Genomic DNA, 15,291 nt, shown 5'->3' with positions numbered 1-15,291 from the left:
AGCATAAACCAAACTAAAACACTGACAATACACACTGTTATTGGATTTTCTTGTTTGACGCTTAGAATAAATTACGGTAAATATGGTGTTAACAGTTTATTTACGGATATTTGTGTAATGATTTTTTCTTCTTCTCGACTGCTGAAACTTCTCCTTATCGTGAACCAATCGCGCGGGTAAGTTGTGGGTCAAGAACTACACAAATATTAAAACCCGCGCTGAGCGGGTTTTTTTGTAACTGGCACTTTTAAAAGAACATCATTCTTAATAATAATTTGGATAGCAATCGATTCATTATCGATATAAGGAAGCACCCATGAACGATCAAGTAATAATTTTTGATACGACCTTACGTGACGGCGAGCAAGCACTTGCAGCAAGCCTGACAGTAAAAGAGAAGTTACAGATCGCTTATGCTCTTGAGAGACTGGGTGTGGATGTTATTGAAGCTGGCTTCCCTATCTCTTCTCCAGGTGATTTTGAATCGGTTCAAACGATTGCAAAACACATCAAAGGCAGCCGAATTTGTGCGCTTTCTCGTGCGGTAGCGAAAGATATCGACGCCGCAGCAGAAGCACTAAAAGTAGCGGACCAATTCCGTATTCACACTTTCATTTCAACATCGACGGTACACGTACAAGATAAGCTACGTCGCAGCTACGACGATGTCGTTGAAATGGCGGTGAAAGCTGTTAAGCATGCACGTAACTACACCGACGATGTTGAGTTCTCTTGTGAAGATGCAGGTCGTACACCCATCGACAACTTATGCCGAATGGTTGAAGCTGCAATCAACGCAGGCGCAAGAACTATCAACATTCCAGACACGGTAGGCTACACCGTTCCAAACGAGTTTGGTGGCATTATCCAAATGCTATTCAATCGCGTACCAAACATTGATAAAGCTATCATCTCTGTTCACTGTCACGATGATTTAGGTATGTCGGTTGCGAACTCAATTGCTGCAGTGCAAGCGGGCGCTCGCCAAATTGAAGGCACAATCAATGGTATTGGTGAACGTGCTGGTAACTGTTCTCTAGAAGAAATCGCAATGATCATAAAAACTCGCCAAGAGTTGTTAGGTGTTCATACTGGTTTGGATCATAAAGAGATTCACCGCACCAGTAAGTTGGTTAGCCAGCTTTGCCACATGCCAATTCAAGACAATAAAGCTATCGTCGGTGCGAATGCATTTAGCCACTCTTCAGGTATCCACCAAGACGGCATGCTTAAGAACAAAAACACTTACGAGATCATGACACCTGAGTCGATTGGTTTGAAAAACAAAGCCTTGAACCTAACCAGCCGTAGTGGCCGTGCGGCAGTTAAGAGCCACATGGACGCAATGGGTTATAAAGATAATGAGTACAACCTAGATTCATTGTACGAAGACTTCTTGAAGCTTGCTGACCGTAAAGGACAAGTCTTCGATTACGACCTAGAAGCATTAATGCACTTCGCGAATCTACGTGACGAAGATGACTTCTATAAACTTAACTACCTAAGCGTACAATCTGGTAGTGTTATGTCTACCACCAGCATCAAGCTGCAATGTGGTGATGAAGAGAAATGCGAAGCGGCTGTCGGTAACGGTCCTGTTGACGCTTTATACCAATGTATTTACCGCTTAACAGGCTACGAAATCGCGTTGGATAAATTCGACCTTACTGCGAAAGGTGAAGGCGAAGATGGCTTAGGTCAAGCGGACATCATTGCGAACTATAAAGGCCGTAAGTACCACGGTACGGGCGTTTCAACGGATATCGTTGAAGCTTCTGGTCAAGCGTTGCTACACGTTATCAATAGCATTCAACGCGCAGACACTATTGCTGAAATGAAGCAGCAAAAATTCGCGACAGTTTAAGACCCCAATAACAGAGCCCTAGAGCCGATGTTGTTGGCTTTAGGGACAAAATTTAAAACGAGCCAAACCGCTCAGTAACAAGAATTAAAGGATTAACATGACAGATAAATCATACAAAATTGCCGTACTACCTGGTGATGGCATTGGCCCAGAAGTAATGCAACAAGCACATAAAGTGTTAGACGCGATCGAAAAGAAGCACGCGATTAGCTTTTCTCGCGAAGAGTATGATGTTGGTGGTATTGCAATTGATAATCACGGCTGTCCACTTCCAGAAGCGACAGTCACGGGCTGTGAAGAATCTGACGCGGTACTTTTTGGCTCAGTTGGTGGTCCTAAATGGGAACACCTTCCACCAAACGATCAACCAGAGCGTGGTGCCCTACTTCCTCTGCGTAAGCATTTCCAACTGTTCTGTAACCTACGTCCAGCGCAAATCCACAAGGGTTTAGAGTCTTTCTCTCCTTTACGTGCTGATATATCAGGCAACGGTTTCGACATCGTTGTTGTTCGTGAGCTAACGGGCGGTATCTACTTCGGTCAACCAAAAGGCCGTGAAGGCGAAGGCGCAACTGAAAAAGCGTTTGATACTGAGGTTTATCACCGTTACGAAATCGAACGTATTGCAAAGATTGCGTTTGAATCTGCACGTCTACGTAACAAAAACGTTTACTCAATCGATAAAGCGAACGTTCTACAAAGCTCTATTCTATGGCGTGAAGTGGTTGAAGAAGTAGCGAAAGACTACCCAGATGTGAAATTGAGCCACATGTACATCGACAACGCGACCATGCAGCTAATCAAAGACCCATCTCAGTTTGACGTGATGCTTTGTTCGAACATCTTCGGTGACATCATCTCTGATGAGTGTGCAATGATCACCGGCTCTATGGGCATGCTTCCTTCTGCAAGCTTGAACGAAAGCAACTTCGGCCTATACGAACCAGCGGGCGGCAGTGCTCCAGATATCGCAGGTAAGAACATCGCTAACCCAGTAGCACAGATTCTTTCTGCAGCTTTGATGCTTCGCTACAGCCTAGGTGAAGAAGATGCTGCACAGGATATCGAAACAGCCGTATCTAAAGCGCTTTCAGCTGGCGAACTAACGGCCGATCTAGCAGGTAAAAACCAAGCGCTAACCACCTCTGAAATGGGTGATAAGATCGCAGAGTACATCTTAGCTTCATAAGCTAACGCTCAAAGATAGAAGCAAGTACATAAAAATAATATCAAGCCAAGTCAGGTTAAATTGCATGACTTGGTTCGAAACAAACACTGGGACTGATGCTCCCAAGGAAGAAAAGCTATGTCGACAAACCAGCAAGCAAAAACCTTATACGAAAAAGTTTATGACGCTCACGTTGCGGTTGCAGCTAAGGGCGAAACGCCAATTCTTTATATCGATCGTCACTTAGTCCACGAAGTAACGTCGCCACAAGCTTTTGATGGCTTGCGTGAAAAAGGTCGTAAAGTGCGCCAAGTTAGCAAAACTTTTGCGACGATGGATCATAACGTATCGACTCAAACCAAAGACATTAACGCTTCTGGCGAGATGGCTCGTATCCAAATGGAAACGCTATCGAAAAACTGTGAAGAGTTTGGTGTCACGCTTTACGACCTAAACCACAAATACCAAGGTATTGTGCACGTAATGGGGCCTGAGCTAGGTATTACTCTGCCGGGTATGACCATCGTATGTGGTGACTCACACACGGCGACACACGGTGCATTTGGTTCATTAGCATTCGGTATCGGTACTTCAGAAGTAGAGCATGTTCTAGCGACTCAAACGCTAAAACAAGCGCGCGCTAAAACCATGAAGATCGAAGTAAAAGGCAAAGTCACAGAAGGTATTACCGCCAAAGATATCGTGCTCGCGATCATCGGCAAGACAACAGCTGCAGGCGGAACAGGCTATGTAGTTGAATTCTGTGGTGAGGCAATTACAGACCTTACAATGGAAGGTCGTATGACAGTATGTAACATGGCAATCGAGCTAGGCGCGAAAGCGGGCTTAATCGCTCCAGATGCAACCACATACGAATACATCAAAGGTCGTAAGTTTTCTCCTGAAGGTAAAGACTTAGAAGCCGCGATTGAATACTGGAACACATTGAAAACCGATACTGATGCAGAGTTCGATGCGGTTGTAACGCTAGAAGCGGCTGACATCAAACCACAAGTCACTTGGGGTACTAACCCAGGCCAGGTGATCTCAGTAGACACACCAATCCCTGCACCAGAAAGCTTCGCAGATCCTGTTGAAAAAGCATCTGCTGAAAAAGCTCTGGCTTACATGGGCCTTGAAGCGGGTAAATCTCTATCTGATTACAACGTCGATAAAGTCTTCGTGGGTTCTTGTACTAACTCGCGTATCGAAGACATGCGTGCAGCTGCAGCCGTAGCAAAAGGCCGCCAAGTAGCGAAACATGTTCAAGCATTGATCGTTCCAGGTTCTGAGCAAGTAAAAGCACAAGCTGAAGCTGAAGGCCTAGATAAGATCTTCATCGAAGCAGGTTTTGAATGGCGCCTACCGGGTTGCTCTATGTGTCTTGCAATGAACAACGACCGCTTAGGTCCACAAGAGCGCTGTGCTTCTACATCAAACCGTAACTTTGAAGGTCGCCAAGGCCGTGATGGTCGTACGCACCTAGTTAGCCCAGCAATGGCAGCCGCAGCGGCTATCGCTGGTCACTTTGTCGATATTCGTGAACTTTAATTAGAGGATTTAACATGTCAGGTTTTCAACAACACACCGGATTAGTCGTTCCTCTAGATACGGCCAACATCGATACTGATGCGATCATTCCAAAGCAGTTTCTACAAAAAGTAAACCGCATTGGTTTTGGTAAGCACTTGTTCCACGATTGGCGCTTCCTAGATGACGCAGGCCAACAGCCAAACCCTGAGTTTGTAATGAACGCACCCCGCTATAAAGGTGCTTCTATCCTACTCGCTCGCGAAAACTTCGGTTGTGGTTCATCTCGTGAGCACGCACCGTGGGCGCTTGCCGATTACGGTATTCAAGTGATGATCGCACCAAGCTTCGCAGACATCTTCTACGGCAACTCAATCAACAACCAGATGGTTCCGGTTCGACTTACAGAACAAGAAGTCGATGAGCTCTTCCAGTTCGTTGAAGCAAACGAAGGCGCAGAAATTACAGTTGATCTTGAAGCACTAAAAGTCGCTGCCAATGGAAAAGAATACTCGTTTGAAATTGATGAGTTCCGTCGTCACTGCTTGCTGAATGGCCTAGATAACATCGGCCTAACACTTCAACACGCAGATAAGATTTCAGAATTTGAAGCTAAGATTCCTAGCTTCCTGAAATAAAACGATCTTGAAATAGCACAGTCTTGAAATAGAGCAAGCGGTTTCAAAAACACCTAAAAGGTTGGCCTAGTGCCAGCCTTTTTTATTAGACTCAATTTTGGTTGGACTAAACTTTCTTGTTTAACTTAAATGGTTTATTTAATTCACTTGTTTATTTAACGAAAGGGTCATGAAAGAAAATAGTGAGCCGTAGGGTCTTAGTAGTCAGTCATCAGGAGAATGCCATGAAACAACTACTCTTTATTATCAGTCTACTTTTCTCAACCTTAGCTTGGTCTGCGCCTAAATCCGAACTTTGGCCATACTGGAACCAAAGTAATGAAGCGAACTCAACACAGGTGTCTCATCAAGATTGGCAGCAATTCCTCGATAGCTACTTAGTAAAACAAGAGCAGCACACCCTAGTGAGATATAAAGCGGTGAGCTCTTCAGACAAGACAAAGTTAAACCAGTACATAAACCGACTTGAGCAGATCAACCCACTCGACTATTCAAGAGCGGAGCAGTATGCCTACTGGGTTAATCTATATAACGCCGTGACTGTCGATTTGATTCTTGATGCATACCCTATCAAATCAATCACTAAGCTCGGCGGACTGTTTAGTTTTGGGCCATGGGGAGACGATGTGGTTGAAGTCAATGGAAAGTCAATGTCACTGAATGATATCGAACATCGAATTTTAAGACCGATTTGGCAAGACCCACGTACGCATTACGCAGTGAATTGTGCGAGTCTGGGTTGTCCTAATCTGCAACCTCAGGCCTTTACGTCTGATAATACAGAGACATTGCTAGAACTCGCTGCTGCTGAGTATATCAATAGCGATAAGGGCGTGTTGATTGAAAACAACAAGCTTCAACTATCATCGATTTACGAATGGTTTGCTGTAGATTTTGGCAACCAACAACAACTTATTCAACACTTAGATCAATACAGAACAAAGCAGGTAACAAACACTGAACAAATCAGTTATGACTATGATTGGTCGCTTAACCAAGCAAACTAGTTTTAACGTTAAAGCTCATGAATGAAGCTAAACAAAAAAGAAGCTAAAGGTTTTTATTAACCTCTAGCCTCTTTTTTATCTATTGAACCGTACTTCTACAATTAAAAGCTTGAGCCTGGTTGCTGCAAGAACTCAACTTCTTCAGGAGTCGAAGCTCGTCCTAACACCTCATTACGGTGTGGATAGCGACCAAAACGCTCAATGATGACCTTATGCTTAAACTCAAAATCCAGGTTATTTTCTAGACCCGTCTGAGAAAAAAGCATCACAGCCTGCTCATGCATCATCAAAGATTCACTGTGCATGTAAGGCATGTAGAGAAAGCTTTTTTGCTGCTGGTTAAGTTGATGGTCAAAACCACCACCAACCGCTTCTTGAGCTAAAGCCAACGACATAGGGTCAGCCGAAAACGCTGCCAGACTATTTCTAGCAATATTTCTAGAGAATTGGTCAAGTACGATGATCTCAGCCAAGCGTCCTTCTGCTGTCTGGCGCCATTCAAACAACTCACCTTGAATGGCTATTTGGTGCAGTTCAGAGAAGCGAGTTTTAATCAAAGCGTCAATCTCTTCACCGCCAGTAAACCAGTCTTTGGGCGTTAGTTCATCGAACCAAAACTCTAGAACATCCTTATAAGTTAACGTCATATAATTCCCTTTAGGTAGAGTAGTTCACAAAGCGAACCACTCAAATACAATTCAGATAGTAATGATTATTTGAAGCCTTTAACCTTTTTGATTAGGTCATAAGCATTTTGAATCTCTTGAGATTTTTCTTTCGCAACGTTCATCATCTCAGGCGGTAAACCTTTCGCCATCAACTTGTCAGGGTGGTGCTCATTCATCAGTTTCCGGTAAGCTTTCTTCACTTCTTTACCATCCGCACTTTCACTTACCCCAAGTACCTTGAAAGCATCTGCCAGTTGGTTTTGCTGTGAAGCTTGTTGCCAACCCGATGACTGTCCGTGACCTTGATGGCCACCAAAACTTCCACCTTGTTGTTGAAAACGGAATGCAGCTTCTTGCATCTGCAAACGTCGTTCTAGTTGTTCTGCAGAAAATCCAAGCCCTTTCGCTATCTTATGAAGAACCTGACGCTCACTTGGGTGCAAGCTTCCATCAGCAAATGCGGCAGAGACTTGTAGCTCCAAAAAGAACTGCAGAAGATCAAAACGGCCGCCCGATGAGATCTTCACACGCTCAAGCACATCACCTAGCGGGAAGTCACTTTCTTTGCCATCGCGAAAAGCTTCTTGCGCAGCTTTACGTTGTTCACCATGCAGATTCATACGCTCCATCATTGTAGAAGCCAGCTGAATCTCTTCTGGTGTCACTTGCCCCTTCGCTTTAGCAACGTGTCCCATAACCGCAAAAGCCGCTTTAAAAAACTCATTCTGTCTTTCTGCTTGGCTTGGTCCTCGGCCAAAACCAGAGCTATTGAAGCCCGATTGGTTCAATCGGCGAGCTTTATCGAATTGGTGTCCTAAAAATAGGCCAAAAACTAAACCAAGTGGCCCTCCAAATAAAAAGCCAAAAAAAGCGCCCAAAATTTTGCCAAATATTTGCATTATGTGTTCTCTATCTATGAATTTTGTCTGAGTAATGCTGTCTGATGATGCTGAATGCTAATATTTCCTTTATCATAAGGAAAATGCTTTATTTATTGGATTGATACTAGATCAACCCTTCATCTAGTGAAACAGGATAGTTCAACTTCATGCAATGTTTTTCCCGCACCTTGTTAGCCGCGTCGATAACTACAGCGTTATACGTGTCAACAACTCAAGCTGAAACAATCACCGATAATAGTGTGCAGGAAATGCCCTCTATAGATCAATGCTTGATCGAACCCGCTGCAGAAAACGAGACACAGCTACCCGCTCATGTTGAGTCTGATCGCTTAGAAGCTATCAATGGTGATAAGGCAATATATTCAGGTGATGTAAGAGTTACGCAAGGAAATAAAACCATTCTTGCCGACAATGTAACTCTGCATCAACAAGAAAATATCGTTGTAGCTGAAGGCAACGTAAACTTTAGTGATGGTCAAATCAAGTCTATATCAGACAAGGCGACCAATAACCTCACTACTGATGAAATGACGCTAGAAAATACCGATTACGAATTTCTTTGCGAGCCTGGACGTGGTGATGCGGTCTACGTATCTAAGACGGGCAAAGCAGTTTATGAAATCGAAGACGGTTCGATTACCTCTTGCCCTATTGGCGACAACGCTTGGCGTCTAAGAGCATCAAGCATCAGCGTCGACCAAGACGAAGAGCAAGCCACCTTTTATAATCCACGCTTTGAAATTCAAAGTGTCCCAGTTTTTTACTTACCTTATTTAACCGTACCAGTCGGTGACACACGTAAAACCGGTTTCTTATATCCAACTGTGTCATACGGTTCAAGCGATGGTTTTGAAGCTGAGATTCCTGTTTATTGGAACTTGGCGCCAAACTATGACTTAGAAACTACCTTCAAGTACATGCAAGAACGTGGTACTCAGCTAAACAGTAAATTCAGATACTTGAGCGATTTCGGTACAGGTAGTATTAAATCTGAATATTTACCTGATGATAAGAAGTACGAAGAAAAAGGCGATCGCTGGGGCGCACAACTAGAACACTCAGGGATATATCAACAATCTTGGTTGTTCGAAATCGATTACTCAAAAGTCAGTGATATCGACTACTTTACCGACGTCAGCTCAAGTAGTATTGGTAACCGTGAAGACGGTCAGTTACTTCAAGAAGGTAAAGCAACGTACCGTTCACAGAATTGGGACGCTTCCGTACTCGTAAGAGATTTCCAAGTCCTCACCGATACAACAAACAATTTACCCTATCGTTTAATGCCACAGCTTGAGTACAACTACTATGCTCCGGAGGTCATGGATTACCTAGATTTCGACCTCATTAGTCATGTGTCGTTGTTCGACACGGATGCTACAGGTAAACCCTCTGCAACTCGTGTTCATGTCGAGCCCGGAATTACTATTCCGGTAGGTAATACCTGGGGTACATGGACAACAGAAGCTCGGTTGCTTGGTACATATTACCAACAAGATCTTGATGGCGTAGATACTGGTGTTGGTTCTGATTATGAAGGGCTAGAAGAATCTGTTAGCCGTGTTATTCCTGAATTTAGAAGCCATGCTGGTATCATTCTGGAGCGAGATACCACTATTGTTGGCAATTATACTCAAACGTTAGAGCCCCAGGTACAGTACCTTTACGTACCCGAAGAGGATCAAAGTGAAATTGGCCTTTACGATACAACACTACTACAGACCGACTACTATGGCTTATTCAGAAGCCGTAAATACAGTGGTGTGGATCGCATAGCTGCGGCAAACCAAGTCAGTTACGGTGCATCATCGCGCTTCTTTGATGATGAATATAAAGAACGACTTAATATATCCTTTGGCCAAATTTTCTATTTTGATAAAGACACAAAACAAACTCTGAGCAGCGAAGACTCCAGTGAAAAAACTAATTATTCATCTTGGGCCATTGAAATGGACTTCAACTATGACGATTACCTGTTTTATCACGGCGGCGTGCAATACGACATTGATACTACTGCGATGCAGCTTGCAAACAGTACGTTAGAATACCGCTTCACTGGTGGTTACATACAAACTAACTATCGTTATGTAACAGAAGAATACATAAATGAAACTGTAGATTTTGACGTATCATCAATTACAAGAGAGGGTATCTCACAAGCCGGTTTGCTTGGCGCCTACCAAATTACACCGAAATGGAGCACGAGTGCTCAATATTTCTATGATTTAACCACACAAGAAGATCTAGAGTGGTTAGCTCGTTTAAACTATAAATCAGATTGTTGGTATATCGGCTTTACCTATAGTAACCGTTTGACAAATAACATTAGTGATCCAAATACTACACCTGAATATGAAAATAACTTCAGTGTGAATTTCGGTATTGTTGGCTTTGGTACTAATATCGGTTCTGATTCAGGCGCTGTTGGGGATAGCAGCTCTGACAACTCTTTGAGCTATGGTCGCCCATTCTTCTTAAACAACTAATTTTCTTTACTGATAAAACATCAGTAAATATAAAGGATTACACATGACATTGTGGAAACACACATTAATCGCTATCGCAGCAGCTTGCACTGTATCAACGAGCTATGCAGCACCGGTTGAGCTCGACAGCGTAAAAGTTATCGTTAACGAAGGCGTGATCTTACAAAGTGACATCGATGCTTCAATGAAAACGTTGCGCGCAAATGCTAAGAAAAGCGGCCAAACGCTGCCATCGCAAGACGTACTCAATGAGCAAGTACTCGAAAAACTGATCATTGATACGATTCAAACTCAAGAAGCAGAGCGTATTGGTGTTCGTATTGATGATGCTCGACTTGATCAAGCGATTGAAGGCATTGCAAAAGATAACAACCAAACCGTGGATCAGCTTACAGCATCCGTTGCTGCAGAAGGCCTTAGCTACAATGCCTTTCGTGAACAAGTAAGAAAAGAGATTGCAGCCAGTGAAGCTCGTAACGCATTAGTCCGTCGTCGTATCAACATTCTTCCTGCAGAAGTGGACAACCTAGCGGATATCCTAGCGCAAGAAACCAATGCTACTGTTCAATACAAAATTGGCCACATTCAACTTCGATTTAATGATGACCAAACCAAAGAAGAGTTAGAAGCACAAGCGAACGATTTAGTAGAAGAACTAAACGGCGGCAAAAATTTCAGCACCATGGCTTACACTTACTCGAAAGGTCCAAAAGCACTGCAAGGTGGTGATTGGGGTTGGATGCGTAAAGAAGAGATGCCAACCATTTTTGCAGACCAAATCAAAATGCAAAATAAAGGCAGCATCATAGGTCCTTTCCGAAGCGGTGTTGGCTTCCACATTCTTAAAATTGAAGATGTAAAAGGCTTAGAAACTGTTGCCGTTACCGAAGTTAATGCCCGTCATATCTTGATTAAACCTACCGTAATCCTGAGTGATGACGGTGCAAAAGAGCAACTTGAAGAAATCACTCGTCGCGTTAATGCTGGCGAAGCCACCTTTGGCGAGCTTGCTCAACAATACAGCCAAGATCCGGGTTCTGCTGTGCAAGATGGTGAACTAGGTTACCAAACCCCTGATTTATATGTACCTGAGTTCAAGCACCAAGTAGAGACTCTACCTCAAGGAAAAATCAGCGCACCCTTTAAAACCGTTCATGGTTGGCACATTGTTGAAGTACTCGACCGTAGAGAAGTTGACCGAACGGATTCAGCTTTAAAGAACAAAGCTTACCAAATTCTATTTAACCGTAAGTTCAACGAAGAAGCTGGCGCTTGGCTACAAGAAGTCAGAGCGAGTGCCTTTGTTGAAATGGTTGAGGACGACCAAGATGACAACTAAACGCCTGGTCATTACCGCAGGTGAACCCGCAGGGATAGGTCCAGATTTAACTTTGGCTTTATCTCAAGAAAGCTGGCCTCATCAACTCGTAGTGTGTGCAGATAAAACTCTACTTGCACAGCGAGCGGAAATACTAGGGATTGAAGTTGAGCTGTTAGATTACGATGCAGCCGCTCCCAAGCAACCTCAGCGCTCAGGCACACTGGTAGTGAAACACGTTCCACTAGCTGAAACTGCCATCGCAGGCCAACTCAACGAGGCTAATGGTCATTACGTATTAAATACCTTAGAAACCGCAGCAATTGGCTGTATGAATAATGAATTTGATGCTATTGTCACCGGCCCTGTTCATAAGGGTGTAATTAACCGTGCTGGCGTTGCTTTTAGTGGTCATACCGAGTTCTTTGCAGAGAAGTCCAACACACCGCTAGTCGTGATGATGTTGGCAACTGAAGGGCTGCGTGTTGCATTAGTAACAACACATATCCCACTAGCATATGTATCTCAAGCAGTGACCGAAGACAGATTAGAACAAATTATTGCGATTCTGAATAAAGATTTGGTCGATAAATTTGCGATTGAGAAACCAACTATCTACGTGTGCGGTTTAAATCCGCATGCTGGTGAAGATGGTTGTTTGGGCCGTGAAGAAATAGAAACTATCACCCCTACGCTAGAAAAAATTCGTAAACAAGATGGCATCAATTTAGTTGGCCCATTGCCAGCAGATACCATCTTTAATGAAAAATATTTGCAAGATGCAGATGCTGTTTTAGGTATGTATCACGACCAAGTACTCCCAGTATTGAAATACAAAGGGTTTGGTCGCTCAGTGAACATCACACTTGGCTTACCGTTCATTCGTACATCAGTCGATCACGGTACTGCCTTAGACTTGGCAGGGACAGGCCAAGCCGATACAGGGAGCTTTAGAACAGCGCTCACGCACGCCATTGAATTAGTAGAGAAAAAACAATGAGAAATGATGTCCACTTAGGGCACAAAGCGCGTAAACGTTTTGGTCAAAACTTCCTTAACGATCCATACATTATTGATGGCATCGTATCGAGTATTAACCCACTTCCAGGTCAAAACCTAGTCGAAATCGGCCCTGGTCTTGGTGCGATCACTGAGCCAGTTGGCAAGCTTGTCGACAAATTCACTGTGATTGAACTGGATAGAGATCTTGCTGAACGTCTGCGTAATCACCCGGATCTAGCTGAAAAGTTAACGATCTATGAAGGTGATGCAATGAAGTTCGATTTCGAACAACTTGTTAAACCGAACAACAAGCTACGTATCTTCGGTAACTTGCCATACAACATCTCTACACCATTGATGTTTCACCTTTTTGAGTTTCATAAAGACGTGCAAGACATGCACTTTATGCTTCAAAAAGAAGTCGTTAATCGATTGGCTGCGGGCCCTGGTACTAAAGCTTACGGTCGTCTTACTGTAATGGCTCAATACTACTGTAAAGTAACGCCTGTACTAGAAGTACCACCAACAGCCTTCGTTCCGCCACCGAAAGTGGATTCTGCCGTCGTACGCCTTCAGCCTTATGAAGTGCTGCCTTATCCGGCAAAAGATCTTAAGTGCTTGGATCGCGTATGTCGCGAAGGCTTTAACCAGCGCCGTAAAACGGTACGTAACTGCTACAAGAGTTTGATCAGTAAAGAAGTGCTTGAAGAGCTAGGTGTTAACCCTGGCATGCGCCCTGAGAACCTGACACTCGAACAATTTGTCGACATGGCAAACTGGTTATACGACAGTCAAAACGCTGACAAATAGATAGAAAGGCTCCTACACTTCGGTGAGGAGCCTATTTTTTATGTAATATTTTTGGGTGATCTATTGCCCTTAGCATACCAACAATAAAAGGTGCGAATATGGATATATCTACGCCTTGTATCAAATGCCAAGTTCACTCTAAATACATAGAGGAACAATCTGAGCCAACGAAGAACCGTTACGTCTTCGCTTACATCATTACTATCAGAAACCTTAGCAAAACAACAGTTCAACTCATGTCTCGCCGTTGGTTGATTACCGATTCTAACGGAAAGCAACTCACCATTGAAGGTGATGGTGTGGTTGGACAGCAACCTGTTATCGAGGCCAACGACGAATACACTTACACAAGTGGTACTGTCATCGAAACTCCTGTTGGAGTTATGCAAGGTCATTATGTTATGACTGATCACAAAGGTCTCAATTTCATAACCGAAGTTGACCCATTTAGGTTAGCAATACCCAATATCCTTAACTAGTTATCCTCAGCATCTACAGGAAATCACTGTGTCGAATTATATTGTCGGAGACATTCAAGGATGCTTCGACGAATTTCAGTTACTGCTTGAAAAAGTCAACTTTGACAAACAACAAGATACCTTATGGGTGGCTGGTGATTTAGTCGCTAGAGGCCCTAAATCGCTAGAAACATTGCGTTTTATACGTAGCCTTGGTAGTGCTGCAAAGGTGGTATTAGGTAACCATGACTTACACCTGCTTGCTGTCTCATTAGGTCTGTTTCCAGCGAAACCTAAAGATAAGACTCAACCAATTCTGGATGCTGAAGATCGTGACCAATTGCTCGAATGGTTAAGACAACAGCCTTTGATTCAAGAACATCCAGAGTTCGTAATGTCTCATGCTGGTATCTCACCTCAATGGGATCTAGAGCGAGCACTGATTGAAAATCGAGAGATAACTGCCTTATTAAAATCCGATAAGTGGCAATGGCTTATCGAGAATATGTACAGCAACACGCCTGACTTATGGCGTCAAAATTTAGAAGGGATTGAGCGCTATCGCTATGCGATCAACAGCCTGACTAGAATGCGCTTCTGTTTTACTGATGGTCGACTCGATATGGCCTGTAAACTTCCGCCAAGCGAAATTACCACTGAGCCGTTAGTGCCTTGGTTTGACCTACCACAACGTATAAAGCTGGATAAAACAGTTATTTTTGGACACTGGGCTGCGCTAGAAGGCTACTCAGGAAAAGATGTGATTGGTTTAGATACAGGATGCGTTTGGGGGGGACAGTTAACGGCACTTCGCTGGGAAGACAAACAGTTCTTCACTCAAGAAGCATTATAAAAGTACGAGATACCAAATAGATCATGCTTGCGCTATAGGTTAATAGCGCAAGCACTTATCAATGCCTAACAATTGAGAATCACAATTTAGCGTTCGAGAATCACAAATTCCATGTTGTGTTTGTTCTTCTCATCCGATTGATAAGTTTCACTAAAACTCTGCTTCCAACCCTCACCCCACTCTGGGAATTGGGTGTCTCCATCAACAGCGAAATCGATGTAAGTCAGATACAGCTTGTCAGCTTTAGGTAAGCAACTTTCATAGATTGAACCGCCACCGATGATCATAACTTCATCAACATCACTTACCAGTTCTAATGCTTTTTCAATTGAAGTAACCGTAGTAACACCTTCAATCTCTAAGCTCTCATCACGGCTAATTACGACATTCAATCGGCCAGGTAGAGGACGTCCAATAGAGTCATAGGTCTTACGCCCCATCACTACGGGTTTACCCATCGTTGAACGTTTAAACCATGCAAAATCGGCAGGTAAATGCCATGGCATCTGGTTATCTTTACCAATTACACGGTTGTCTGCCATTGCCGCTATCATACTGATGATCATAAATCGAAAGTCCTGTCCTTA

Annotated in this window: 14 protein-coding genes; 11 read left to right on the top strand and 3 right to left on the bottom strand. The window is 43.5% G+C overall.

Annotated features, from left to right (window positions below; all coding sequences use genetic code 11):
• The first annotated feature begins 316 nt into the window (after window positions 1-316).
• From leuA to AACW75_RS22080, 5 genes are all read left to right on the top strand, one after another.
• On the top strand, window positions 317-1,864 hold the full coding sequence (gene leuA / locus AACW75_RS22100; protein ID WP_102553871.1) for a 2-isopropylmalate synthase: 1,548 nt from the start codon (window positions 317-319) through the stop codon (window positions 1,862-1,864).
• Between the two features lie 97 nt (window positions 1,865-1,961).
• Window positions 1,962-3,053 carry a 3-isopropylmalate dehydrogenase gene (gene leuB / locus AACW75_RS22095; RefSeq protein WP_102553872.1) on the top strand — a complete coding sequence of 364 codons (1,092 nt, stop codon included), beginning with the start codon at window positions 1,962-1,964 and terminating at the stop codon, window positions 3,051-3,053.
• Between the two features lie 117 nt (window positions 3,054-3,170).
• The gene (gene leuC / locus AACW75_RS22090; RefSeq protein ID WP_145569910.1) at window positions 3,171-4,583 is read left to right on the top strand and encodes a 3-isopropylmalate dehydratase large subunit; all 1,413 of its coding nucleotides are present in this window, start codon (window positions 3,171-3,173) and stop codon (window positions 4,581-4,583) included.
• Window positions 4,584-4,597: 14 nt separating this feature from the next.
• A complete protein-coding gene (gene leuD / locus AACW75_RS22085) occupies window positions 4,598-5,200 on the top strand; it encodes a 3-isopropylmalate dehydratase small subunit (protein WP_135456176.1) in 603 nt (200 codons plus the stop codon).
• A gap of 224 nt (window positions 5,201-5,424) precedes the next feature.
• Window positions 5,425-6,207 carry a DUF547 domain-containing protein gene (locus AACW75_RS22080; RefSeq protein WP_135456174.1) on the top strand — a complete coding sequence of 261 codons (783 nt, stop codon included), beginning with the start codon at window positions 5,425-5,427 and terminating at the stop codon, window positions 6,205-6,207.
• 101 nt (window positions 6,208-6,308) lie between these two features.
• Here AACW75_RS22080 and AACW75_RS22075 read toward each other — a convergent pair whose 3' ends face one another.
• Entirely contained in the window at window positions 6,309-6,854 is a 546-nt protein-coding gene (locus tag AACW75_RS22075) for a DUF924 family protein (RefSeq protein ID WP_135456172.1), read from the bottom strand.
• A 65-nt stretch (window positions 6,855-6,919) separates the two neighbouring features.
• Complete coding sequence (gene djlA / locus AACW75_RS22070) at window positions 6,920-7,774, bottom strand: co-chaperone DjlA (protein ID WP_145569912.1); 855 nt, start codon at window positions 7,772-7,774, stop codon at window positions 6,920-6,922.
• 149 nt (window positions 7,775-7,923) lie between these two features.
• Here djlA and lptD point away from each other — a divergent pair, with 149 nt between their 5' ends.
• The 6 genes from lptD to apaH all read left to right on the top strand — a co-directional run bounded on the left by lptD (window position 7,924) and on the right by apaH (window position 14,704).
• Complete coding sequence (gene lptD / locus AACW75_RS22065; protein WP_145569914.1) at window positions 7,924-10,263, top strand: LPS assembly protein LptD; 2,340 nt, start codon at window positions 7,924-7,926, stop codon at window positions 10,261-10,263.
• Window positions 10,264-10,306: 43 nt separating this feature from the next.
• Window positions 10,307-11,602 carry a peptidylprolyl isomerase SurA gene (surA, locus tag AACW75_RS22060; RefSeq protein ID WP_017073055.1) on the top strand — a complete coding sequence of 432 codons (1,296 nt, stop codon included), beginning with the start codon at window positions 10,307-10,309 and terminating at the stop codon, window positions 11,600-11,602.
• On the top strand, window positions 11,592-12,581 hold the full coding sequence (pdxA, locus tag AACW75_RS22055) for a 4-hydroxythreonine-4-phosphate dehydrogenase PdxA (protein ID WP_029224775.1): 990 nt from the start codon (window positions 11,592-11,594) through the stop codon (window positions 12,579-12,581). The genes surA and pdxA overlap by 11 nt, the downstream gene beginning before the upstream one ends.
• Window positions 12,578-13,393 (top strand): 16S rRNA (adenine(1518)-N(6)/adenine(1519)-N(6))-dimethyltransferase RsmA, encoded by an 816-nt coding sequence (gene rsmA / locus AACW75_RS22050; RefSeq protein ID WP_017073053.1) that lies wholly within the window; start codon window positions 12,578-12,580, stop codon window positions 13,391-13,393. Before pdxA ends, rsmA begins: the two co-directional genes overlap by 4 nt.
• Before the next feature lie 98 nt (window positions 13,394-13,491).
• Window positions 13,492-13,872: a Co2+/Mg2+ efflux protein ApaG gene (gene apaG / locus AACW75_RS22045; protein WP_102553882.1), complete on the top strand. Its 381-nt coding sequence runs from the start codon at window positions 13,492-13,494 to the stop codon at window positions 13,870-13,872.
• 28 nt (window positions 13,873-13,900) lie between these two features.
• Window positions 13,901-14,704, top strand: a complete 804-nt coding sequence (gene apaH, locus AACW75_RS22040; protein WP_145569916.1) for a bis(5'-nucleosyl)-tetraphosphatase (symmetrical) ApaH — start codon at window positions 13,901-13,903, stop codon at window positions 14,702-14,704.
• An 86-nt stretch (window positions 14,705-14,790) separates the two neighbouring features.
• Here apaH and folA read toward each other — a convergent pair whose 3' ends face one another.
• A complete protein-coding gene (gene folA / locus AACW75_RS22035; protein WP_102553884.1) occupies window positions 14,791-15,270 on the bottom strand; it encodes a type 3 dihydrofolate reductase in 480 nt (159 codons plus the stop codon).
• Between the last annotated feature and the right edge of the window lie 21 nt (window positions 15,271-15,291).

The organism is Vibrio sp. L3-7 (assembly GCF_963898195.1).
Taxonomy (GTDB): domain Bacteria; phylum Pseudomonadota; class Gammaproteobacteria; order Enterobacterales; family Vibrionaceae; genus Vibrio; species Vibrio echinoideorum.
Note: the sequence above shows the minus strand (reverse complement) of the source record. Positions and strands in the feature narration are given on the sequence as shown.